The following is a 21,428-nucleotide window of genomic DNA, read 5'->3' on the forward strand; positions in this document are numbered from 1 at the left end:
GCGGGCGTTGTTGTCCGTGTGGGCGGTTTCGTCAAGAAGAAGGTGCTTGGTCGAGAACAGGCTGCAAAGCGCGGACGGGAGATTGGGAGGGGCGGCGGTAAAAAGTCAATCCGCCTCGGCAAAGGGCCGAACCGCCACGCCGCGAGGCAGCACCGCAAGCACCTTGAACAGCTCGCCCATGGCTTGCGGCCCGGCGAGGCGCTCGACGTCGCCGGCGATCCTTTCGCGCGCCGCCTGACCGGCATCGGCGCCAAGGCGGCCGGCGCGCTCGAGGATGCCCATGCCGAGCAGGAAGTCGCCCTGTGTCGTCAGATGGGCTTCGAGGCCATGTGCACGCGCGATCGCGGCAAGGGCGGCGAAATCGACGTGGGACGTGAGGTCGGCCTCACCGGGATTGGCCAGCACATCTTCGTGATCGTGGCTGCGCAAGGCCTGCAGCGTGTCCCCGACACCCGGCTGGAAATGGCCGTAATCGAGAAACAGGCCGGCGCCGCCATGCCTGGATATGCGCTCGGCGATTGTTGCCATCAGCGCGGTGCGGGCAGGTGCCACTTCGGCGATCGCGCCTTGCGGCGCGTGAGCGGCATCGGCGGGCAGCAGCGTCGGGTCGACCGAGCCGGCGCCGGCGAAGAAGCAAAGGTCGTTGGTCTCGTCGAGGCCGACCATGCGCTCGCGCCAGCCGGCGCCGGCGCGGATGAACTGGCGGATGGGAACGGCGTCGAACAGTTCGTTGCCGACGATGAACAGCGATTGTTGCGGCAAGGTCTCGATGGTTTCGTGCCAGCCAACCGCGAAGGGTGTGACGCCAAGCGTCTTTTTTTGCACCTCGGTCAGGCGCGGGCTTGTCTCGATCATGGCGAAGGTGGCGCCGTTGGCCAGGTCAGGATCGAGCCGCGACAGCGTGCGCAGCATGTCCTTCATCAGCGTGCCGCGGCCGGGTCCGATCTCGGCGATGGTGGCCGACCGCGACCGGCCGCCCGCCAGCCAGGCTTGATAAAGCCACACGGCGACCAGTTCGCCGAACATCTGGCTGATTTCCGGCGCGGTGATGAAGTCGCCGCCCGCACCAAAGGGCTCGCGCGTCGTGTAGTAGCCGTCCGCCGGGTCGAACAGGCAGAGCGCCATGTACTCGTTGACGGGAAGCGGCCCCAGGGCCTCGATCAGGTCGACGATGCGGGTCTTCAGCCGTGTCATGCCGGCTGCGGCTGTGCCACCGGCTTGGCGGTCAGCATCGCCCAGATGCCGGCCAACACCATCGGCGACGACAGGATCATGCCCATGGTCAACCAGTTGGTGCCGAGGAGATAGCCGAGCTGCTGGTCGGGTTCGCGGAAGAACTCGACGAAGATACGCGACAGGCCGTAGCCGCAGATGAAGGCGCCGCCGACGAAGCGCGGCGTCTTCAGCCTGAGGCGCGAATGGGTGAGGATGCGCAGCACGAGGAACAGCACCACGCCCTCCAGAAGCGCCTCGTAAAGCTGGCTCGGATGACGGGCAAACGGCCCGCCATTGGGGAATTCGAACGCCCAGGGCACGTCGGTTGGCCGGCCCCACAGCTCGGAATTGATGAAGTTGGCGACGCGCACCAGGCCAAGGCCGACCGGCACGCCGGCCGCCACGACATCGAACAGCGACCAGGTGCGGATGCCGCGCTTGATGGAAAACAGCGTCATGGCGAGGATGACGCCGAGCAGGCCGCCATGGAACGACATGCCGCCCTGCCACACGGCGAAGATATCGAGCGGGTGCGCGATGTAGCGCGCCAGATCATAGAAGAGCACATAGCCGGTGCGGCCTCCGAGCACGACGCCGATGGCCGCCCAGACGATGAAATCGTCGAGATCCTCCGGCTTCATCGGCAGGACGCCGTTCGGCCACAGCCTGGCATTGGCGGCGAGCCGCTTGGCATACCACCAGGCGAACAGGATGCCGACGATATAGCCGACGCCATACCAGTGCACCGCCAGCGGCCCGATCTGGATGAGGATCGGGTTGATGTTGGGGAAGGGCAGGGAGGCCAGCGGCAGCAGGAAATATTCGTTCAACGGGGAACTCTCGATTGCGAACGTGTTTCGGCGCGGACCATGCGGCAGGGTTTTGGCAGGGTCAAGGCAAGGTGGGCGCACTCGACTTGATGCCGCAGCAAGGTGCAACAAGCTTGCATTCGACGCGCGGCGCCACTACGTCAATTTTGTGCAAGCGCGAGGATTTGCCATGTCGACCGGACCGAACCGCATTCTCGATGAATTCGCCAAGCTGATGACCGACGCCGCCGGCGCCGCCCAGGGCGTGCGCCGTGAGGTGGAGACCGCCTTCAAGGGGCAGGCCGAGCGCATTCTCAACACGATGGACGTGGTGCAGCGCGAAGAGTTCGAAGCCGCGCGCGAGATGGCCGCCAAAGCGCGGGAAGAGAATACCCGCCTTGCCGCCCGCATCGAGGCGCTCGAGGCGAAGCTTGCAGAACTGGCCGGCGACGCCACATCAGCGACGGCCGCCAAGCCGCGCACAAAAAAATAATCGTTAAACTTTTCCACATAGCCCGATCCTGAAAAGCGCTTTGCCGTGAATCGCTTAACGGCATTGCATGAATCTTTGTGACAGCGGCTTTCCACATGCGAATGACGCAGTGCGAAAAATTGGGCTGTTCACGCGACTCCCGATCAATAGACTGAATTTGTTGCATGATTCGGAGCAGGATCATGCGACCGGGCGGTGGGGTCCGGTCTGGGGTCTTTGCGTCGAGAAGTCGTCTTTGCGCGAGGAAAGTCCTGGCCGTCCGAGTTCTAGACAAGATTGTTCGTTGTGTGTGCCCTCCCGCGGAGCGTGTGGCGGCGCTCGTACAGAACGACAGGAAGCATTCCATGGAACTTCTCGAACTCGAATTCTCCCGCGAAATCCATCCGGTGGATGTTATCGAGCAGGTGGCCCACAACAACGACTGGTCTTTCGAGCGGGCCGGCGACGACGAGATTTCGATCTCGGTTGCCGGAAGCTGGACCGACTATCACGTCTCCTTTTCGTGGATGGAGGATTTCGAGGCGCTGCACCTGGCCTGCGCCTTCGATATCAAGGTGCCGGAGACCCGCACGCTGGAAGTGATGCGGCTCTTGTCGCTGATCAACGAGCAGATGCTGTTTGGCCATTTCGACCTCTGGGAGCAGGAGGGCGCGATCATGTTCCGCCAGTCGCTGCTGCTGGCCGGCGGGGTCGAGCCGTCGAGCCAGCAGGTCGAAGTGTTGCTGTCGTCGGCGCTGGAAGCCTGCGAATGCTATTTCCAGGCATTCCAGTTCGTCGTCTGGTCGGGAACCTCGGCCAAGGATGCCCTGGCCGGTGTGCTGTTCGAGACCTACGGCAACGCCTGAGTCCCCGTTAAGGCAGACAAGACCAAGATGAGTTCGAACACCGAGCGCAAGCCCGAGATCAGTTTTGCCGATTTCGATCGTGTCGACATCCGCGCCGGCACGATCGTCGAGGCCGAGCCGTTTCCCGAGGCGCGCAAGCCCGCGTTCAAGCTGAAGATCGATTTCGGCGCCGGCATCGGTATCAAGAAATCGTCGGCGCAGATCACCAAATACTATACACCGGAGACGCTGATCGGCCGGCAGGTGTTCGCGGTGGTCAATTTCCCGCCGCGCCAGATCGGTCCATTCATGTCGGAAGTGCTCACTCTCGGCTTTCCCGACGAAGAGGGCGCCGTGGTGCTCGGCGCGATCGAGCGTAAGGTGCCGGATGGCGGGCGGTTGTTTTAGGGTCTCAACTGGGGATCGGAATCCCCCGCGAACCGGGATGGATTGATAATCCTTTCGGCAGATGCTTCAGCATGAATTTCATGCCATGTCGTGACAGGAGTGTCGCGCGTGGACATCATCCGCTTTTCCTGTCCGCGTCGACCAATTTCCTTATTCTGTAAAATTTGAACTGTTTGCCTTCGGCGATTAATTCAAGGTTGCCGTGTCGTGGCGGGCTGCGCTCCGGCGCGATTACCAGCAGATAGTCAAAGTCACGGGTCCAATGCGCTGCATACGCTGCCTCGACCGGTGGTAAAGCACCGGCGGCGTAGGCCTCCAGCTCAGACATCGGGATAGGCCCGCCTTGCGGTACGGTCAGGTTTGCCACTTCCGGCCGGGGCCTCACCGGCTGTTTTCCCGGATAGGTGAACAGCGTTGGCATCAGTGCATTGCGTGTGACTACAGCCAACGCGGCAGCATTGTACATTGGATAAAGGAGCAGATTCGTTGGCGGGTCGTCTGGGAGGCCATTCTGGCCGGTAAGGATTCGCGAACCCATTGGAATGGCGTCGAACGCGGTCATAAGGGCACGATATTCGCCGCGGCACGACAATTGGGCCCAGATCGCGATGCCACTGTTTGCAAGCCCGGCGCCAAACGCCAGCGCGACGAGAAGTGTTCCACGCGAGCCTTGCGGACGCTTGATCGTGACGAAGGCTGGCAGGATCAGAACAAGCGCCAGAAGGACGCGCCCGTCGACAAAGGCCGTGTCCGCAACGCGAAACGGCATGAGAATGAACAGGCACAAGAGCCCAAAGCCTATCCAGCAGCCGACGCGAGAGACCGCCACCATCCTGTGCTTCACCGCAAGGTAACTGAGAATGACCAGCACCACGGTCACGGCTGAGGAAGTGTATCTGCTGAAGCCGTTGACTTGAACCAGCGCCAACAATTTCGCCGACAGGGCCCATTCGGTTCCTTCGCCACCCACTTTGCCGCCGTAGGCGAGCGCCAGGGCGCCAACTGCGACGACCGGAGCAGCCATTCCGGCAACCAGCAAGATCGTGCGTTTCCAATTCTCAATATGGTCTGGCCAGCGGGAGAGTTCGTACAGCCCCACCACAATGCCATACAGGCCGAGGGCAAATAGGTGAGAGATATACAGAACCACGACGAAGACGGCGTGGATCGCAAGGCGCAGCGGCAAAGGTCTTTCCGCAAGCCAAATCCAAACCGCGATGGACCAAAGAACGATCCCGAGTCCAAATTCAAAATTCACGAATCCGAAAGCGAAAGGCATGGCGTAGAGGAAGAGCGAAGCGACGAAGCCGCTGAGGATCACACGCCCCTGTGCGGCCGCTCCGACGGCCATTGCCCCGCTGACGACCAGCATTTGCGAGACTAGATAGAAAAGCTTTGATGCCAGCTCGATCCCGATCAAGCGCCCAGCGAACGGGACGACGAGATCCATGGCTAGATTAGGGTAGGGTGCCCACGCGGCTTCATAGTAGGGATGGGCTTCGGGCGTACCGGCGCGCATCAGGATCGACATTCTTGCGAGATGATTTGGATAGTCTGCCATAGCGGGTATGTCGACGAGCAGTACGGGCAAGAAAGCCACCACCAGCAGAACTATCAGCAAGGTACCTTCGGGCCTGATGAAATGGTTCGTGTAACTGTTGATTTTGTTGCTGACTGTTGCTTCGAGCATGCCGCAATGTAGGTAGAAATGGTAAATTTTGAGTCGCCGACAATTGCCAAGGATTCTCCATGTCGTTGGGAGGGCGAGATGACGGCGCGGCTCAAGTATGGATGACTACGCAGCCCTGAACTGCGTTGTCAATCTGACTTGGTCATGGCTTCGAAGTCGCACAATACGTCATGCCGAACATCCCTTTGAAACAAGGTGCCGTGGCAGACTAACGGTTGATTGTGCGTCGCCGCGCTTTGTCATCCGTGGCGGTGTGTCAGCTTCGCCCTTGGATAACGAAAAGCACGATCAGGCCGCCAGCTTTCGCGGTGTGCCCAGTGCTTCCTCGACCGTGTCGAGGAACATTTCCGCACAGGCCTTCCAGCTGTAGCGCATGGCGCGTTCGCGGGCCTCGGCACGGTCGACGTTGAGCGCGGCGAGTGAGGCCTCGCGCAAATCGTTGGAGACCGCGCCGCCAAAACCATCGCCGACAATGTCGATCGGCCCGGTCACCGGATAGGCGGCAACCGGCGTGCCGCTGGCCAGTGCCTCGATGATGACGTTGCCGAACGTGTCGGTGCGGCTCGGGAAGACGAAGACGTCGGCCGAGGCATAGATCTCGGCCAGTTCGTCGTTGGGGCGATGGCCGAGGAAATGCGCTTGCGGATATTTCGCCTTCAGCCTGGCAAGCTCGGGGCCTTCGCCGACGATCACCTTGCTGCCGGGCAGGTCGAGGTCGAGGAAAGCACCCAGGTTCTTTTCGATGGCGACGCGGCCGACGCAGAGGAAGATCGGGCCGGGGAAGCCGAGGTCCTTCTTCCTGTCCGGGCGGAAATGGTCGGTGTCGACGCCGCGCGTCCATGGCCGCAGCTTGGTGAAGCCGCGCGCGGAAAGGTCGTCGGCGAGCGACTGGGTGGCGACCAGCGTGCCCTGGCCGGAATTATGGAAATCGCGCAGCCAGCGATAGGCCCAGCTTTCCGGCACCGGCAGGCGGGCGCTGAGATATTCGGGAAAGCGCGTGTGATAGCTGGTGGTGAATGGACGGCCGGCATTGCGGCAATAGCGCCGCGCCATGATGCCCAGCGGTCCTTCGGTGACGATGTGGATGTGGTCGGCCTTGCCGGCGTCGATCAGGCGCGCGACATGGCCGGGCGTGGTCAGCGCCAGCCTGATGTCGGGATAGGTCGGCAAGGGCAGGGTGCGAAAGATATTGGGCGTCAGGAAATCCACCGCGACGTCGAAGGACTTCAGCGTCTCGGTGAGCCGCTCCAGCGTGTGGACGACGCCGTTGACCTGCGGGCGCCAGGCATCGGTGACCATCAGTATGCGCATGGCGGCCCTTTGCTTGAAAGGTCGACGGTTGCCTTGAGACGATGCCGGAACGGCGACCAGCCTGCTGCTCTCGCTTCGCTCCAGCGCACCCGGACAGGTACGGGGTCGAAGTGAGGCGGCAAGGCCGAATCAATTGAGGTCGCGCGCTTCATGCGCGCTCTTGATCATGGTTTCATGACGGGCGGATGAAGCCGTTTCCACTTTTCGGAATCGTGCCCGGTTATGCCGGAACCTTGATGATGGCGCGCAGTCCGCCGAGCGGGCTGTCTTCAAGAGTGATGTCTCCGCCATGGGAGCGGGCGATGTCGCGGGCGATCGACAGGCCGAGCCCGGTGCCGCTGGCATCGAGGTTGCGGGCCTCGTCGAGCCGCACGAAAGGCTTGAACACGTCTTCGCGTCGATCGGCGGGAATGCCCGGACCATCGTCATCGATGGTGACCAGCAGCGAGCCGCGGCCATGGGTGGCGTTGACCTCCACCGTCTTGGCATAGCGGAAGGCGTTGCCGATGACGTTGGACATCAGCCGGGCAAAGGCATTGGGCCGCACATGCACATCGTGATCGCCGGCAAGCGTCGTCGACAGCTTACGCTTGCGCAGCCTGGCTTCCTCGTCGAGCTTTTCGAAATAGGCCTCGAGATCGAACCGTCCGGCGTCTTCCGAAGCTTCGCCGCGGGCAAAGGACAGATAGCCTTCGAGCATCGACTGCATGTCGTCGATGTCCTGGTCGAGCGCTGCCTTGGTCTCGGCCTTGCCGCCGGAAAGCGCCAGCTGCAGCTTGAAGCGAGTGAGGATGGTTCTGAGGTCATGGCTGACGCCGGTCAGCATGGCGGTGCGCTGTTCGATCTGGCGTTCGATGCGCTCGCGCATCTGCATGAAGGCAAAGCCGGCGCGGCGAACCTCCTCGGCGCCGCGCGGCCGGAAATCGCGCGGCATCGGCCGGCCTTTGCCAAAGCTTTCGGCGGCTTCGGCAAGCATCAGGATCGGCCGGATCTGGTTGCGCAGGAAGGGAATGGCGATCATCAGCAGCACCAGCGAGGTGCCGACCATCCAGATCAGGAAGATGTGGGTGTTCGAGGCATAGGCCTGGCTGCGGCGCACGAAGACGCGCAGCACCTTGCCCTCGAGCTGCACGCGCACCTCGACGATGTTGGAGTTGCCGACCGTGTCGATCCAGAACGGGCGGTTGATCTGGCGGGTGATCTCGGACGAGAGAACATCATCCAAAATCGAGAAAAACGGCTTTGGACCGGGCGCGGGGAGTGGGTCGGGCGGCAAGAGGTCGACCTTCAGCTGCATGCGGTCCTGGGCGATGCGGATTATGTTGGTGTAGTCGGCATCGCGCGGATAGGTCTCGATCAGGTCGATGATGGCGGCGATGTCGCGCACGGTGGCCTGCGACAGGCGCTGCGTCACGGTTGCCCAGTGACGTTCCATGAAGACGAAGGCGACGACCGATTGCAGCAGGATCATCGGCGCGATGACGATGATCAGCGAGCGGGCATAGAGCCGCTTGGGCATATAGAGCGAGACGAGGCGCCAGAAGCGGTTCCAGGCGCGCGGCACCGCCTTCAGCGTCCGCGCGGCGCGTGCGCTCAAGCCGCCATTGCCCGGCTGTTCCAGTTCCGTGGTTGCCATTCGCTCTTTTCGCTTGCCCGCAGCCGTTCAGCCGGCCGCAGGCGGCATTCTATTCCACGCTGAGCCGATACCCAATACCGCGTACGGTCTGCAGCCAGACCGGATTGGACGGATCGCGCTCGATCTTGCGGCGCAGCCGGTTGATCTGGACGTCGATGGTGCGCTCGCCGACTTCCGAATCGTCGCCGACAAGCTCGTGGCGGGGTATCGTCTCGCCCGCCCGCGCGGCGAAGATCGCCAGGATCTCCTGCTCGCGATCGGTCAGCTTCAACGCCTCGCCGCCACGCTTCAATTCGCGCCGGGCGATCTGGAAGGTATAGGGGCCGAAGACCAACTGCTCGACCTTGGGCGTGGTCGCCGGGCCACCGCGGCGCAGGATGTTGTTGATGCGCAGGATCAGCTCGCGCGGATCGAACGGCTTTGGCAGATAGTCGTCGGCGCCAGCCTCCAGCCCTGAGATGCGGCTGTCGGTCTCCGACAGCGCTGTGAGCATCAGGATCGGTACGTTCTTTTCGGCCCGCAGCGACTTGGTCAGGTCGACGCCCGTCTCGCCGGGCATCATGACGTCCAGCACCAGAAGGTCGAAGTCGAGGCCGGCAAGCTTGCGCCTGGCTTCGCCGGCATTGCCGGCAACGGTGACGCGAAAGCCATTTTCGGTCAGATACTGCTTGAGAAGATTGCGGATGCGGGTGTCGTCGTCGACGACAAGCAGATGCGGCGCGTCGTCGTCCGGCGCGGCCGCGTGATCGACCCGTTCAGTGCTCTCCATGGCTTTTCCCTGACATTTTTGCGGACCCAACGTCGATCTGCGCCCTCAGTTCCGGATTGACCATCGCTTCGAGGAACCGTTCCACCAAGGTCCGTTCGGTTACTCCGGAATCCCCCAATGCAGCATGGATGCGGCGCGACTGTGGCCGCGCCAGCGCCAGCGCCAGCGCACGGCCCTTGGCTGTCGGATAAAGTTCGCGCTGGCGGCGGTCGCGCGGACCTTGCAACTGCACGATATGGTCGGTGTCGATCAGTTGCTTGAGCACACGGGCCAGGCTCTGCTTGGTGATCTTCAGCACGTCGAGCAGTTCGGCGACCGTCAGGCCCGGCCTGCGGTTGACGAAATGCAGCACCCGGTGGTGGGCCCGGCCGAAGCCGTAATCGGCCAGGATCTGGTCCGGATCGGAGGTGAAGTCGCGATAGGCAAAGAAGAGCAGCTCGATGATGGCGAAGTCGATGCCGTCCTCGACCGACATTGCGGTCCTGATCGGTTTTCCGGCGGCTGGGCTTCGATCCGTCATTATTTCTCCGTGGGAAAGAGAGATTATGTCAGTACTATTGACGTAATTTCCCTGCAATGGTAATTTTTGACAAGCTTTTGGGCGGATTGCGAACGAAAAGGCAAGGGAAGCCGGTTTTTCCGGAATTTCCTAAGTTTGCCAGAGCGCAATTATCCGCCTACGCTCCACCATAAAAGCCGCTTTGGGCGGCCGACACGAAACACACAACGATACAACTATCCGGGCTGCCGCCCGTGGGAGGTTACCATGGCATCCGTTCCCTTCGATCAACTCGATGGCTTCATCTGGATGAACGGCGAATTCGTCCAATGGGGTGACGCCAAGATCCATGTGCTGACGCACGGGCTGCATTACGCCAGCGCTGTTTTCGAGGGAGAGCGCGCCTATGGCGGCGAGATCTTCAAGCTCAACGAACACACCGAGCGCCTGCATGAATCGGCACGCCTGCTCGGTTTCAAGATCCCGTATTCGGTGGCCGAACTCAACGACGCCTCTTCCACGCTTCTCAAGAAGCAGGGTTTCCAGGACGCCTATGTCCGGCCGATCGCCTGGCGCGGCAGTGAGCAGATGGGCGTCTCGGCGCAGAACAACCGCATCAACTGCGCCATCGCCATCTGGCAATGGCCAAGCTATTTCGATCCTGCGCAGAAGCTGAAAGGCATCCGTCTCGATGTGGCGGAATGGCGCCGGCCCGACCCGCGCACCGCGCCTTCCAAGTCGAAGGCCGCCGGGCTCTACATGATCTGCACCATGTCCAAGCACGCCGCCGAGGCCAAGGGCTATGCCGACGCCATGATGCTCGACTGGCGTGGCCAGGTCGCCGAAGCGACCGGAGCCAACATCTTCTTCGTCAAGGACGGCAAGATCCACACACCCAAGCCCGACTGCTTCCTCGACGGCATCACCCGCCGCACGGTCATCGGGTTGGCCAAGGATCGCGGCCTGGAGGTAATTGAACGCGCCATCCTGCCGGAAGAGCTGGAAAGCTTCGAGCAGTGCTTCCTGACCGGGACGGCAGCGGAAGTGACGCCGGTTTCGGAGATCGGGCCTTACCGATTCGAGGTCGGCGAAATAGCCAAGAATCTTATGAATGACTATTCTGCGGCCGTTCAGCCCAAGCACGCGATCGCCGCAGAATAACGAAAGCCACAGCTTTTTTAAGAAGTAGGGGCGGTTTTCGGGCCGCCCCTTTTATTTCAGCGTTTCTGCATTTGACTTTCGTCCAATTCGGCGTCTCATGATGGTGTCGGCCCGGGAGGCTGACAGCTATGGAGGGACTAATCATATGGACATGAACACGCTTCTTCCGATCATCATACAGGTGATTACTGGCATCATCGGTGGTCAGGCGGTCGGTGCGGCGCTCAAGACGGCGGCGATGGGTCAGCTTCCCAAAATCCTGGGCGGAGCCATTGGCGGCGTCGGTGGTGCGGCGATCCTCGGCAGCCTGCTGGGTGGCGGTGCGGTCGATCCGGCGGCTGCGGCAGCAGCAACGAGCGGTCTCGGCAGCGCGCTGAACCTGCAGAACATCGTCGGCGGCGCCGGCGGCGGCGCGATCCTGACCGCCATTCTCGGCGCGGTCATGGGCGCCATGAAGAAGTAAGCAGGCCGTTTCGGTCTTTTCAAATGGGCGGCTTCGGCCGCCCATTTCCGTTTTGGGGCTACTAACTGTTCGTCTTTCGAGGGTGGACGCCCTTTGTCGGCACCTCTACATCACCCGTGAACATCGAAAGGACGATCATGGGTCAGCTCAATGCCGGCATCGTGCCGGTCACACCGTTCCAGCAGAATTGCACCATCCTGTTCGACATGGATGACAAGCATGGCGTCGTCGTCGATCCGGGCGGCGATATCGACAAGGTACTGGCGGTGCTGAAGGACAATGCGATCTCAGCCGGAGCTATCTGGATAACGCATGGCCACATCGACCATGCCGGCGGTGCAATGGAGTTGAAGGAGGCGCTCGGCGTCGAGATCATCGGTCCGCATGAGGCCGACAAGTCGCTGCTCGACAATCTGGAAAACCAGGGCAAGCGCTACGGCATCGCCGGAGCGCGCAACTGCGTGCCCGACCGGTTCCTGGCCGAAGGCGAGACCGTGTCGTTCGGCGGCCATGTGTTCGAGGTGCTGCACTGCCCCGGCCATGCGCCCGGTCACGTCGTCTACTACAACCGCGCAGCCAAGTTCGCCCATGTCGGCGACGTGCTGTTCCGCGGCTCGGTCGGCCGCACCGACCTGCCGGGCGGCGACCACGCGGCGCTGATCGCTTCGATCAAGGACAAGCTCCTGCCGCTCGGCGACGACATCGGCTTCATCTGTGGCCACGGTCCCGGCGGACGTTTTGGCGAGGAGAGGCGGACCAATCCTTTTTTGACTTGAACCAGGCTCGGAACCGTAGCTGTTTTTCATCAGCCTCAAGCAGACCGTTGACATTGTAGAGACCACAACAAAAAAGCGCTGGCCTTGCGGTCAGCGCTTTTCTGTTTTGGGGCAGGGAAGCCCTTGGTTAGTTGGCAGTGCAGAAATGCTGTTCGCCGTCATTGCCGGTGAACGTGCCGGTACGGGAATTGAAGCTGCGGTAGCGGTCCGAGCAATATTCGTACCAGTCACGCGTCCACGGTTCGGCATAACGATTGGCGTAGACCACCCGCGGCTCCGCATAATAGCGGCGGACCGGGGCCGGGCGCACCACGACGTCACGATCGTAGTAACCGTCATCATAGTAGCGGTCAGCGTCGGGCGGCGGGCGGTCATTGGCCAATGCGCCACCGATCAGCGCCCCGGCCGCGAGGCCGAGCACGCCGGCGGCAATGGCATCGCCATTGCCATGATGGCCATGATGACGGCGCCAGTCGCGCGCATTCGCGGCGGGCAAGGCCGTGAGCGTGGTGGCGGCCACGGCAGCGGCCAGGACGGCGGTTTTGAAAATTCGGTTCATGTCGGTCTCCTTCGTTCCGGCCCGTGCAGTTTCGGGGATGCGGTCCGGCTTTACCGAAGACTAATATGCGACCGTGGCTGAACGGGGGCTGAACGGATTTTAACGTGTTTATTCAAAACGGACGTCAAAAATCACAGGCTCTCGAGGGAGCGATCTGCCCGGGAGCGCCGGTTCGGAGCCGGCTCAGCCGACCGACAGGTTGACGGCCTTGGGACCCTTGCCGCGCTTATCCGGCTCGGTATCGAACGACACTTTCTGCCCATCCTCGAGGCCGGGAAGACCGGACGCCTGCACAGCTGAAATATGGACGAAAACATCCTTCGCGCCATCATCGGGCGTGATGAAGCCGAAGCCCTTGGCATGATTGAAGAATTTGACGGTGCCGGTCTGCGGCATGGGAAGCTCCTTTGTCCCATAAACTCCAGTCTCGGGCCGGCAAATGCCCGAGTGGAAATTTGTCCTTTATTTTAGCGTCATCGGCAAGAGAAAGTTTTGCAGGCGTCTAAAGCACGTTGCGGCATGCTTCGGGTCTTTGTTTTTATGCAAGTCGTTGCCCAGAACCCGGCCGCTTGGGCGACATCACTGGCCCGCGCCTTCGATAAGGAAAAGGCGCGACGAAGATCGCCGCGCCTTTCAAAATTCAGATCCCTCTCCAGGCCAGGTGCAGGCATGGAGCCTCCGTCGCACGTCTAAGTGACATGCGGCGCGCCGATGGCTCAGGCTGCGCGGAGGTTGACGGCCTTGGGGCCCTTGCCCATGCGGTCCGGCTCGACGTCGAAGGTGACCTTCTGGCCGTCAACGAGCGTGCGCAAGCCGGAAGCTTCGATCGCGGAGATATGGACGAACACATCCTTGGCGCCACCATCGGGCGTGATGAAACCGAAGCCTTTGGTCGCGTTGAAGAATTTAACGGTGCCGGTCTGGGCCATTGGGGAAACTCCTTCACCCGTTCAGTCTTTGGTGGTCCCGCCCGCCGCCTGGCGCAAAGGGCAGTTCCCGGTGGTTGCTTCGGCAGTCATGCATTGGCGCATGGTCAAACCCCCCGCCGAAAACGGGGCCGTCAGAGATTCACAGTATCGGGGAAAGGTCGTCCAAAACGTTCCGCTCTCCGGGTCGCAAATGCCCGAACACGGAATTTATCGCACGGAAACGTGATGGTTGCAAGATACCGCCGCGGGCCGCCGTACTGGCGCGTCCCGACGCATCAATCGACTGACCTGAGCATCGATGGGCTCGGCATAGGCTTGCTTGCCGGCCGGGTCATCGGCCAGAACCGGGCCACGAATGGGCCAGATGTCGAGGGGCCGAGGAGGTCGACGCCGCCTACAGCCCCAGCGCGTTTCCGACTGAAAGGGCTGCAAACGGGGGTTGCATTTGGCAAGGGAATGGCGAGGATCGGCAACCGGGGACGCGATCGTGGGAGATCATCATGAAATATCTGGCGGCAATCTTTTCGCGGCAGGGTTTTGTCATCCTGTTGCTGTCGGCACTTCTTGCCGCCTGCACCGTCGTCGTCGATGACGGACCAGGGCCGCGTCCGCGTCCGCCCCGGCCGGAACCGCAATATTGCAGCAAGCAGTACGAGCCGGTCTGTGCCCGGCGCGGCGGCGATCGCCAGACCTTCGCCAATGCCTGTCTTGCCGACCGGGCCGGCTACCGCATCGTGCGCGACGGTCCGTGCCGCGACGGTGGCGGCGGTGGCGGCGGCGGCGGTGGTGAAGAGCAGACGTTCTGCACCCGCGAATATGCGCCGGTGTGCGCGCGCCGGCATGGCGAAATGCGCACCTTCCCCAATTCCTGCGAAGCCCGTGCCGCGGAGTATCGCGTCGTTGGCGACGGGCCGTGCTGAGAACGCTGCGCCTCGTTGAGGACGACAAGCATCAAGCCGTCGGTTTCACCTGGCGACAGTCGGCGATGAACTCGGACGCGGGCATGGGTCTGGCAAACAGCCGGCCCTGGCCGTAGTCGACGTCGCGCGCCGCGAGGTAGTCGGCCTGCGCCTGCGTTTCCCCGTCTTCGGCAATGATCTTCAGCTTTAGTGTCTTGGCCATGTCGATGATATGCGCGGTGACGGAATTGGTGGCGGAATTCGTGCTGATCGTATCGATGAACGATTTGTTGATTATGAGCGCATCGAGCGGCAGCCCCTCGAGATAGGACAGGCTGGAGTAGCCGGTGCCGAAGTCGTCGATTGCCACTGCGTGGCCAAGTTCGCGGGCACGAACGAGTGTTGAGCGGGCCGAGTTGATATCGATGAACGCGCGCTCCGTGGCCTCGAGCCAGATTTGCTGGGGCCGGATCGCGGTGTGCTGATTTGATCTTTCCGCACCGACGAAAGGATGAGACAGCAAGCGAAGCCTTGAACCTGCGGCGCCGATGGCCTAGATCGCCACAGGCGGATAAAACACGGTAGGTTTCCCATCAACAGAGATCAAAGACGAGCGGCGGGTGCGGGAGCCAGGTCTGGCGCAGGCGGACAGCCGCCGCTGGGCCTCGACCAGTATGTGCAGCAGGCGTTGCAACTGCATCAGGCCGGGCGCCGGCAAGAGGCTGAGACGATCTACCGGCAGGTGCTGGCGCGTCAGCCCAAGCACGCGGCCGCGGCGCATTTCCTGGGACTGCTGCTTCACCAGACCGGGCGCAGCGAAGAAGGGCTGGATCTCATCGAACGGTCGGTGAGCCTGCAGCCGACGAATCCCGATTTCCTCAACAATTTCGGTACGGTGATGCGCGACCTCGGCCGCCCTGCTGCGGCCATCGATTTCTTCCGCGGCGCAGTAGATCTGCGGCCGGACCAACTCGCGGCGCGCGACAATCTCGGCTCATCGCTGAAACAGGTCGGCCAGTTCGAAGAGGCCGAAGAGATTTATCGCGGCACGGTTGCACGCAACCCATTTCATGTGCGCGCCCGCATCGGGCTTGCCGAAACCCTGCAGGAAGCCGGGCGGCTGGATGAGGCGCTGGCTGCCTTCCGCGAAGCGCTGGCGATCCGACCCAAGGATGCCGACCTGCTGCACGGGCTCGGCGTCGGGTTGATGGAAAAGGGCAAGCTCGACGAGGCGGCCGACCTGTTCCGGCAGGCGTTGGCGATCAACCCCGCCATGGCCACAGCCTGGCTGATGCTGACGCAGGTCAAGCGCCAGAAGGAGCGCGACAGCGAGCTTGGGGGCATGGAAGCCCAGCATGCCAAGGCGCCGCAGGACAGCCTGGCGCGCATGCAGCTGTCCTTCGGACTCGGCAAGGCGAATGACGATCTCAAGGATTATGGCCGGGCCTTCGACTATTTCGCCGAGGGCAATGCGATCCGCCGCAAAGGCATCGACTACGACCAGGCCAGGACGCGGGCCGAGTTCGAGGCGATGAAGGCCACCTTCGATGCCGGCTTCTTCGAGAAGCACAGGCCCAGCTCAATCAGCGACGACACGCCGATCTTCATTGTCGGCATGCCGCGTTCGGGCACGACGCTGGTCGAGCAGATCATTGCCAGCCATCCGCAGGTCTATGGCGCAGGCGAGCTCAGCATCTTGAAGAAGGCGGTCGGCAGGCAGTTCCCGGCGACTATGCCGGGTGGCTTCCCATGGGGCGTATCGGATACGGGCGATTCGGATTTTGCCGAGGCAGGCCAAGCCTATCTCGACATGCTCCATGCCCGCTATCCGAACATGCGCCACGTCACCGACAAAATGCCGGGCAACTTCCTGCTTGTCGGCTTCATCCACATGATGATGCCGAAGGCCAGGATCATCCACTGCGCGCGCGATGCGGCGGCCACCTGCCTGTCGATCTACAAGGTGCATTTCCGCGGTGACAGCCATCGCTATGGCTACGATCTCGGCGAGCTCGCCGACTTCCACAATCTCTACACCGACATCATGAAGCATTGGCACACGGTGCTGCCAGGCGTCGTGCACGATGTACGCTACGAGGATTTTGTCGCCGACCAGGAAGGCCAGACGCGGGCATTGATCGCCCATCTCGGCCTGCCCTGGGACGACGCGGCACTATCGTTCCACGAGACCGACCGACCGGTGCGCACGGCTTCAGCCGCACAGGTGCGCCAGCCGATGTATCAGGGGTCGGTCGATCTATGGAAGCGCTATGGTGACCGGCTGAAGCCGCTTCTGGACAGGCTGGATTAGCGCAACGCTCTCTAGCTGATCGTGGCCTTAGAGATTGGCCTAAGCACCCGCGTCGTCATCCTAAGGCCTTCGCGACGGAGCTTCGCTCCTGCTTCGTCCTAGGATGACGAAGCTGAGGGGCTTCTGCCAATCTGCTACCGGCTGCTCAAAGCTCTATGAATGGCTTGAAGCCACCGAAGATCATGCGCTTCCCGTCGAACGGCATGTCCGCCCAATCGGCCTTCAGGCGCGGATCTGCCATCACTTTGGCCATGACGGCATCGCGGCTCTCCCGCGACTCATAGACGGCCCAGGCGAAGACGACGATCTCGTCGTCCTTGGCCTGCACGGCGCGCGGGAACGAAGTGACCTCGCCATAGGGCACGTCGTCGCCGATGCATTCGACATAGCCGAGCGCGCCGTGTTCCATCCATATAGGGCCTGCGAGGTTGGCCAGCCTCTTGTAGTCATCGAGATTTGCCTTGGGCACGGCAAGCACGAAGCCATCGACATAGGACATTGTGGGTCTCCTCCTGGAAGTTCACAATCCCTCACCGACGCCAGCCGGTGAGGGACTTCGCCATTTGCGAAAGATTAGGCTTTCTTGACCGGCGCGTTCATCGCCCATTCGACGCCGAACGGGTCGCGCATATTGCCCCACTGGTCACCCCAGAACATGATCTGGAGCGGCACGGCGACTTCGCAGCCGGCATCGACGGCTCGCTTCCACCAGGCTTCGATGTCGTCGCTGCCGAGGTGAAGCTGCATGGTGTAACCCTGCGGCTTGACGGCAGGCATGCCGTTTTCGGGATAGAAGTCGGAGAGCATCAGCGTCGAGCCGTTGATGTGGAGGTGGATGTGCATGGTCCGGCCTTTTTCGTCCGCCGGATAGGCAAAGACCTGCTCGGCACCAAAGGCCTTCTTGTAGAATTCGGCAGCCTTGAAGGCGCCATCCAGCTGCAGATAGGGGGTCAATCCGCCGAGCACTTTGGCCGCGGGCTGAACGGGGGTCTGATCGGTCATCTGTTGTTCCTCTTTGCGTTTGGCCTTGCGAGCCAAAGGACGGATGAGGTGCCGGCGTTCCTACATGGCCGGCAGATTTTTTTGGCCGACCGGCCCTGGACAGTCCACGCAGCCGCAGTTGGACGAGAGGCGTGAAACGAACTTGCGTCGACCGCGCCCAATCAGAGCGCAATTCTCTCGGCTCGCAGGCTAGAACAGATGGATCAGGCGAACGCCTCTTCAAATCCTGGGACGACAATGATCCTCTACTATCAGACCCACTCACCCTTCGCGCGCAAGGCGCTCGTCTTCGCCCACGAGGTTGGCATTGCCGATCGGCTGGAGGTCATTCATCACGAGACCAGTCCGACTTTGCGCAATGCCCGCGTCTACACCGAAAACCCGCTCGGCAAAGTGCCGGTGCTGTTGCGGCCCGACGCGTCGCCGATCTTCGATTCCGATGTCATCTGCGCCTATCTCGACACGCTGCATGACGGTCGCAAGCTGCTGCCGCACGACGGCGAGGCGCGCTGGCAGGCATTGCGGTTGCAGGCGGTCGCCCAGGGCCTGGCGCAGACGGGTATAGCCTTGCGCTGGGAGACGGAAAGGAGACCCGAAAAGTTGCGCTATGGTGCTCTCGCCGACGGATACCGGGAAAAGATCGAGGCGAGCTACGACTGGATCGAGAGCACGCTGGACGACGAGGCGCCGCTCCATATCGGCCACATTGCCTTGGCCACCACGCTGTCCTGGATGGCGTTCCGTCACCTTCCGCCTTTTCGCTCACGGGCACTGCTGACGCGCTGGTTCGAGGCTTTCGAAAAACGCGTATCGATGCAGGCGACGCCGCTTTCGGGCGATACGCATGACTGACTGGCGCCCCGCGAGGTCAGGGGCGGCGGCCGTTTTGCGCATCGAAGACGTCCGGAAACCCGATATCCTTGCGCAGCGAGGCAGGCAGTGAACGCAGGACGCGTTCGCTGCGGTGACGAGCGCGCGCTGCCGCATACCGGGTTGCGATGCGACCGATGGACGAAAGAACCGACATGATAATTCTCCCTGGGTTGGGCCGGCATCATCGTGTCGGCATCCCAAGGACGCGACGGGCTGAGGCTATCCGACAGACCGTCGAGATTTTTTATCGCTAGCTCCGTAGCCTGCTTGAAGCGGGTTGTTGCTAACGCGATTACTTCAGGCCGCGGTTTGTAGACGTTCGATTGTTTCAAGATCGGCCTTCTTCGCCTCTCCCTCTACGGCGAGGTCGTAGCTCGCCTGCATATTCATCCAGAACTGCGGCGTGGTTCCGAAGAACTTCGCAAGGCGCAAAGCGGTGTCGGGCGTTACCGGTGTCGTCTCGCTGGCCAGGCGCTCGATGCGTGTGCGGGGCACATGCAGCTTTTTGGCCAGCGTGTAAGGCTTCAGATTGAGCGGCACGAGATATTCCTCACGGAGAATTTCTCCGGGATGGATAGGTGGGTTGATGTTCAGCATTTTGAACCCTCTTCAATGATAGTCGGTGATTTCAACATCCTCCGCTTGCCCTTCCACCCACCAAAGCAGACGCGGAATTGATCGTTGATGCGGATCGAATGCTGGCCCGCACGGTTACCTTTCAGCGGCTCAAGCCTGTTGCCGGGAGGTCTTCAGATCCGACAGTTCGGCGGCGTTGTCGATCATGAACAGCTTCCGCTGGGCTGAGCGGACAAGGTCCGATGGGAAGCCCTTCGGAGCCTTGCCGTTCGAAACGGCTTCGCTGGTCTTGTCTTTGAAGGAGCGTATCATCTTGCCGACCCGAGTGGCGTACCATGGCATGATACGCTTCGGAAGTCAAGAAGACGTCTCGTAACATGATACGAAACTCCGGCCTGCGCTCGACAGGCCGGAACTTCATCGGCAGTTTTGTTCACCGATTAGCCAGCGCCCTCCGCCACCGAGCGGAAGAAATCCTCTGGGTCTTCGACTTCGGTCAGCCGCCGTTTCTCGATCAGCCAGAAGCGGTTGCCGATGGCGCGGATGAAGGAGCGGTCGTGCGAGGCGAGCACACAGCTTGCCTGATGTGCCAGCAGTTCCGCTTCCAGGGCTTCCTGGCCGTCGATGTCGAGATGATTGGTCGGCTCGTCCAGCAGATAGAAGTTGGGATTGGCGAGCCTCAGCGCCAGCATCATCAGCCGCGCCTTCTGGCCGCCGGACAGCGCACCGATCTTTTTCTCCTGCATCTCGATGACCACGCCGGCGCCTGCCAGCAGCGAGCGGGCACGCTGCTCGCCGACATCGTAGCGGCGCGAGACCAGCATCAGCGGCGTGTCGTCGCCGCTGATGCCCGACAGCGCCTGGTCGCTGTAGCCTAGCACCGTCGACGGCGTCACCTTCACATTCGGCACCGTGTCCGGTTCGACAATGGCATTGCGGATCAGGGTGACGAAGCGCGACTTGCCGACGCCGTTGCGGCCGAGCAGCACGATGCGGTCGCCCTGGCAGATATGGCGCTTGCCGGTTCGAAACAGCGGGGTGCCGTCGGGTGTTTCCACAGCCGCGTCGTCGAGCGTGATCAGCACCTTGGCGTGGGTGCCGCGATTGGCCAGTTTTATGGCACCCGCCGACTTTTCGCGGTGCGCCGGTGCGGCCGCTTCTTCCAGTTTTTCGGCCCGCAGGTTGAGCTGCTTGGTCTTCACCGTCAAAAGGTCGCTGCCCGAATTGATGCCGATGTTGTTGAGCTTGGCCGCCTGCCGGCGCAATTGCTGCGCCACCTTCATGTCGCGCTGGAACTTGCGCTCGGTCGAAGCATCGACCTCGTCGAGCGCCTGCCTGGCGCGGGAGTAGGGCAGGGCAAACACCGGCGACTGTTCCGGGCGCAGGAATAGGGTCCGGTTGGTGGTGGCGTCGAGGAAGGCGCGGTCGTGGCTGGCGATGACGACGGGCACCTCGCGCGGCAGCGTGTTCAGCCAGGTTTCGAGCTGGCTGATGCGGACAAGGTCGAGATGGTTGGTCGGCTCGTCGAGCAACAGCACGTCCGGATCGGTGACCCAGACGCGTGCGATTAGCGCAAGCCTTTGCCAGCCGCCACTCAGCGCCTGCATTGGCCGCTCGCGCATCGGCTCGGGCACGTCGAGTGAATCCAGAACCACGTCGACACGCCACATCTCGCTTTCGGCCTGCTCGGACGGCAAGGCATCCGCCACCACCTGCCGGAACGTACGGGTGAGAAGGGCCTGGGCAACCGACTGTTCGACATGACCGACGCGCAGGCCGCGCGTGCGGGTGATGTCACCGGAGGTCGGCTCAATCTCGCCGGTCAGGCATTTCAGCAAAGTCGACTTGCCGCGGCCATTGGCGGCGACAATGCCGAGCCGGTCGCCGGTGCCGATGGTGAGGTCGAGATTGGCAAACAGCGGCGCACTCATGGTGACGCCGAGGGATTTGAGGCTGATCAGGGCCATTTTGATTTCTCTGGTCTTGCCGGAGACTACTCCGGTCCACTTTGACGGTGCGCTTTCCGGCCATCAGGCTCGGCATTACGCACCACGAAGGGCAGACCAAAAAATCGAAGCGGGAAAAACCCGGACCGTCCCTGGTCAGCCCTGCAAGCAAGCTCGCAGGGCAGAAATCGGGCCACGCTGACGATGGTGACGATGAAACGTAAACACGTGAGCCCTCCTTTCAAGACGTTCGAGTGTGGGGAGCGATTACACCAAAGG

The 21,428-nt window shown here is 62.0% G+C and carries 24 protein-coding genes and 2 pseudogenes; 9 read left to right on the top strand and 17 right to left on the bottom strand.

Going from position 1 to position 21,428, the window contains the following annotated elements:
- Nucleotides 1-105: 105 nt before the first annotated feature.
- Nucleotides 106-1,194 carry a class I SAM-dependent methyltransferase gene (locus P3C39_RS00545; RefSeq protein WP_027162150.1) on the bottom strand — a complete coding sequence of 363 codons (1,089 nt, stop codon included), beginning with the start codon at nt 1,192-1,194 and terminating at the stop codon, nt 106-108.
- A complete protein-coding gene (lgt, locus tag P3C39_RS00550) occupies nt 1,191-2,045 on the bottom strand; it encodes a prolipoprotein diacylglyceryl transferase (RefSeq protein WP_013530007.1) in 855 nt (284 codons plus the stop codon). The genes P3C39_RS00545 and lgt overlap by 4 nt, the downstream gene beginning before the upstream one ends.
- Nucleotides 2,046-2,214: 169 nt before the next feature.
- On the opposite strand from lgt, the gene P3C39_RS00555 reads away from it, so the two are divergent.
- The 3 genes from P3C39_RS00555 (at nt 2,215) to P3C39_RS00565 (ending at nt 3,749) form a co-directional block, all read left to right on the top strand.
- Nucleotides 2,215-2,517 carry an accessory factor UbiK family protein gene (locus P3C39_RS00555; protein WP_063168840.1) on the top strand — a complete coding sequence of 101 codons (303 nt, stop codon included), beginning with the start codon at nt 2,215-2,217 and terminating at the stop codon, nt 2,515-2,517.
- Nucleotides 2,518-2,861: 344 nt separating this feature from the next.
- Nucleotides 2,862-3,362 (top strand): YbjN domain-containing protein, encoded by a 501-nt coding sequence (locus tag P3C39_RS00560; protein ID WP_013530009.1) that lies wholly within the window; start codon nt 2,862-2,864, stop codon nt 3,360-3,362.
- Nucleotides 3,363-3,389: 27 nt separating this feature from the next.
- Nucleotides 3,390-3,749, top strand: coding sequence for a tRNA-binding protein (locus tag P3C39_RS00565; RefSeq protein ID WP_013530010.1), 360 nt, complete (start codon nt 3,390-3,392; stop codon nt 3,747-3,749).
- Nucleotides 3,750-3,864: 115 nt separating this feature from the next.
- Here P3C39_RS00565 and P3C39_RS00570 read toward each other — a convergent pair whose 3' ends face one another.
- The 5 genes from P3C39_RS00570 to P3C39_RS00590 all read right to left on the bottom strand — a co-directional run bounded on the left by P3C39_RS00570 (nt 3,865) and on the right by P3C39_RS00590 (nt 9,675).
- Complete coding sequence (locus tag P3C39_RS00570) at nt 3,865-5,439, bottom strand: hypothetical protein (RefSeq protein WP_275952429.1); 1,575 nt, start codon at nt 5,437-5,439, stop codon at nt 3,865-3,867.
- Nucleotides 5,440-5,727: 288 nt separating this feature from the next.
- On the bottom strand, nt 5,728-6,750 hold the full coding sequence (locus tag P3C39_RS00575) for a glycosyltransferase family 1 protein (RefSeq protein WP_027162148.1): 1,023 nt from the start codon (nt 6,748-6,750) through the stop codon (nt 5,728-5,730).
- Nucleotides 6,751-6,970: 220 nt separating this feature from the next.
- Nucleotides 6,971-8,386 (bottom strand): ATP-binding protein, encoded by a 1,416-nt coding sequence (locus P3C39_RS00580; protein WP_013530013.1) that lies wholly within the window; start codon nt 8,384-8,386, stop codon nt 6,971-6,973.
- Between the two features lie 49 nt (nt 8,387-8,435).
- Nucleotides 8,436-9,155: a response regulator transcription factor gene (locus P3C39_RS00585; protein WP_013530014.1), complete on the bottom strand. Its 720-nt coding sequence runs from the start codon at nt 9,153-9,155 to the stop codon at nt 8,436-8,438.
- Nucleotides 9,142-9,675, bottom strand: a complete 534-nt coding sequence (locus tag P3C39_RS00590; protein ID WP_024505623.1) for a MarR family transcriptional regulator — start codon at nt 9,673-9,675, stop codon at nt 9,142-9,144. Before P3C39_RS00590 ends, P3C39_RS00585 begins: the two co-directional genes overlap by 14 nt.
- A gap of 246 nt (nt 9,676-9,921) precedes the next feature.
- Between P3C39_RS00590 and P3C39_RS00595 the strand changes: the two genes are divergently transcribed.
- The 3 genes from P3C39_RS00595 to P3C39_RS00605 all read left to right on the top strand — a co-directional run bounded on the left by P3C39_RS00595 (nt 9,922) and on the right by P3C39_RS00605 (nt 12,054).
- A complete protein-coding gene (locus P3C39_RS00595) occupies nt 9,922-10,815 on the top strand; it encodes a branched-chain amino acid aminotransferase (protein ID WP_013530016.1) in 894 nt (297 codons plus the stop codon).
- 145 nt (nt 10,816-10,960) lie between these two features.
- Complete coding sequence (locus P3C39_RS00600) at nt 10,961-11,278, top strand: hypothetical protein (RefSeq protein ID WP_013530017.1); 318 nt, start codon at nt 10,961-10,963, stop codon at nt 11,276-11,278.
- Between the two features lie 137 nt (nt 11,279-11,415).
- Nucleotides 11,416-12,054, top strand: a complete 639-nt coding sequence (locus tag P3C39_RS00605; protein ID WP_024505622.1) for an MBL fold metallo-hydrolase — start codon at nt 11,416-11,418, stop codon at nt 12,052-12,054.
- Between the two features lie 127 nt (nt 12,055-12,181).
- On the opposite strand, the gene P3C39_RS00610 is transcribed toward P3C39_RS00605, so the two are convergent.
- The 3 genes from P3C39_RS00610 to P3C39_RS00620 all read right to left on the bottom strand — a co-directional run bounded on the left by P3C39_RS00610 (nt 12,182) and on the right by P3C39_RS00620 (nt 13,542).
- Nucleotides 12,182-12,613 carry a BA14K family protein gene (locus P3C39_RS00610; RefSeq protein ID WP_013530019.1) on the bottom strand — a complete coding sequence of 144 codons (432 nt, stop codon included), beginning with the start codon at nt 12,611-12,613 and terminating at the stop codon, nt 12,182-12,184.
- A gap of 183 nt (nt 12,614-12,796) precedes the next feature.
- Nucleotides 12,797-13,009 carry a cold-shock protein gene (locus P3C39_RS00615; RefSeq protein ID WP_013530020.1) on the bottom strand — a complete coding sequence of 71 codons (213 nt, stop codon included), beginning with the start codon at nt 13,007-13,009 and terminating at the stop codon, nt 12,797-12,799.
- A gap of 320 nt (nt 13,010-13,329) precedes the next feature.
- A complete protein-coding gene (locus P3C39_RS00620) occupies nt 13,330-13,542 on the bottom strand; it encodes a cold-shock protein (RefSeq protein WP_006202520.1) in 213 nt (70 codons plus the stop codon).
- Between the two features lie 500 nt (nt 13,543-14,042).
- Here P3C39_RS00620 and P3C39_RS00625 point away from each other — a divergent pair, with 500 nt between their 5' ends.
- Nucleotides 14,043-14,462 (top strand): Kazal-type serine protease inhibitor domain-containing protein, encoded by a 420-nt coding sequence (locus P3C39_RS00625; protein ID WP_275952433.1) that lies wholly within the window; start codon nt 14,043-14,045, stop codon nt 14,460-14,462.
- A gap of 31 nt (nt 14,463-14,493) precedes the next feature.
- Here the strand turns inward: P3C39_RS00625 and P3C39_RS00630 are convergent.
- Nucleotides 14,494-14,934 (bottom strand): annotated as a pseudogene (locus P3C39_RS00630) (EAL domain-containing protein); the annotation flags it as partial.
- A 195-nt stretch (nt 14,935-15,129) separates the two neighbouring features.
- Between P3C39_RS00630 and P3C39_RS00635 the strand changes: the two are divergent.
- On the top strand, nt 15,130-16,752 hold the full coding sequence (locus P3C39_RS00635) for a sulfotransferase (protein ID WP_224621480.1): 1,623 nt from the start codon (nt 15,130-15,132) through the stop codon (nt 16,750-16,752).
- A 145-nt stretch (nt 16,753-16,897) separates the two neighbouring features.
- Here the strand turns inward: P3C39_RS00635 and P3C39_RS00640 are convergent, their stop codons facing one another.
- Entirely contained in the window at nt 16,898-17,251 is a 354-nt protein-coding gene (locus P3C39_RS00640) for a DUF1428 family protein (protein ID WP_024504189.1), read from the bottom strand.
- Between the two features lie 74 nt (nt 17,252-17,325).
- The gene (locus tag P3C39_RS00645; RefSeq protein WP_013530024.1) at nt 17,326-17,754 is read right to left on the bottom strand and encodes a glyoxalase/bleomycin resistance/extradiol dioxygenase family protein; all 429 of its coding nucleotides are present in this window, start codon (nt 17,752-17,754) and stop codon (nt 17,326-17,328) included.
- Nucleotides 17,755-17,991: 237 nt separating this feature from the next.
- Here P3C39_RS00645 and P3C39_RS00650 point away from each other — a divergent pair, with 237 nt between their 5' ends.
- Nucleotides 17,992-18,606 carry a glutathione S-transferase gene (locus P3C39_RS00650; protein WP_275952434.1) on the top strand — a complete coding sequence of 205 codons (615 nt, stop codon included), beginning with the start codon at nt 17,992-17,994 and terminating at the stop codon, nt 18,604-18,606.
- Between the two features lie 16 nt (nt 18,607-18,622).
- On the opposite strand, the gene P3C39_RS00655 is transcribed toward P3C39_RS00650, so the two are convergent.
- From P3C39_RS00655 to P3C39_RS00670, 4 genes and pseudogenes are all read right to left on the bottom strand, one after another.
- Nucleotides 18,623-18,781, bottom strand: coding sequence for a hypothetical protein (locus tag P3C39_RS00655; protein ID WP_013530026.1), 159 nt, complete (start codon nt 18,779-18,781; stop codon nt 18,623-18,625).
- Between the two features lie 143 nt (nt 18,782-18,924).
- Complete coding sequence (locus tag P3C39_RS00660; RefSeq protein ID WP_027039367.1) at nt 18,925-19,224, bottom strand: HigA family addiction module antitoxin; 300 nt, start codon at nt 19,222-19,224, stop codon at nt 18,925-18,927.
- Nucleotides 19,225-19,236: 12 nt separating this feature from the next.
- Nucleotides 19,237-19,515 (bottom strand): annotated as a pseudogene (locus P3C39_RS00665) (type II toxin-antitoxin system RelE/ParE family toxin).
- A 128-nt stretch (nt 19,516-19,643) separates the two neighbouring features.
- The gene (locus P3C39_RS00670) at nt 19,644-21,170 is read right to left on the bottom strand and encodes an ABC-F family ATP-binding cassette domain-containing protein (RefSeq protein WP_063172929.1); all 1,527 of its coding nucleotides are present in this window, start codon (nt 21,168-21,170) and stop codon (nt 19,644-19,646) included.
- Between the last annotated feature and the right edge of the window lie 258 nt (nt 21,171-21,428).

Origin of the sequence: Mesorhizobium sp. XAP4, from assembly GCF_029269325.1 — a bacterium.
GTDB classification, from domain to species: Bacteria; Pseudomonadota; Alphaproteobacteria; order Rhizobiales; family Rhizobiaceae; genus Mesorhizobium; species Mesorhizobium ciceri.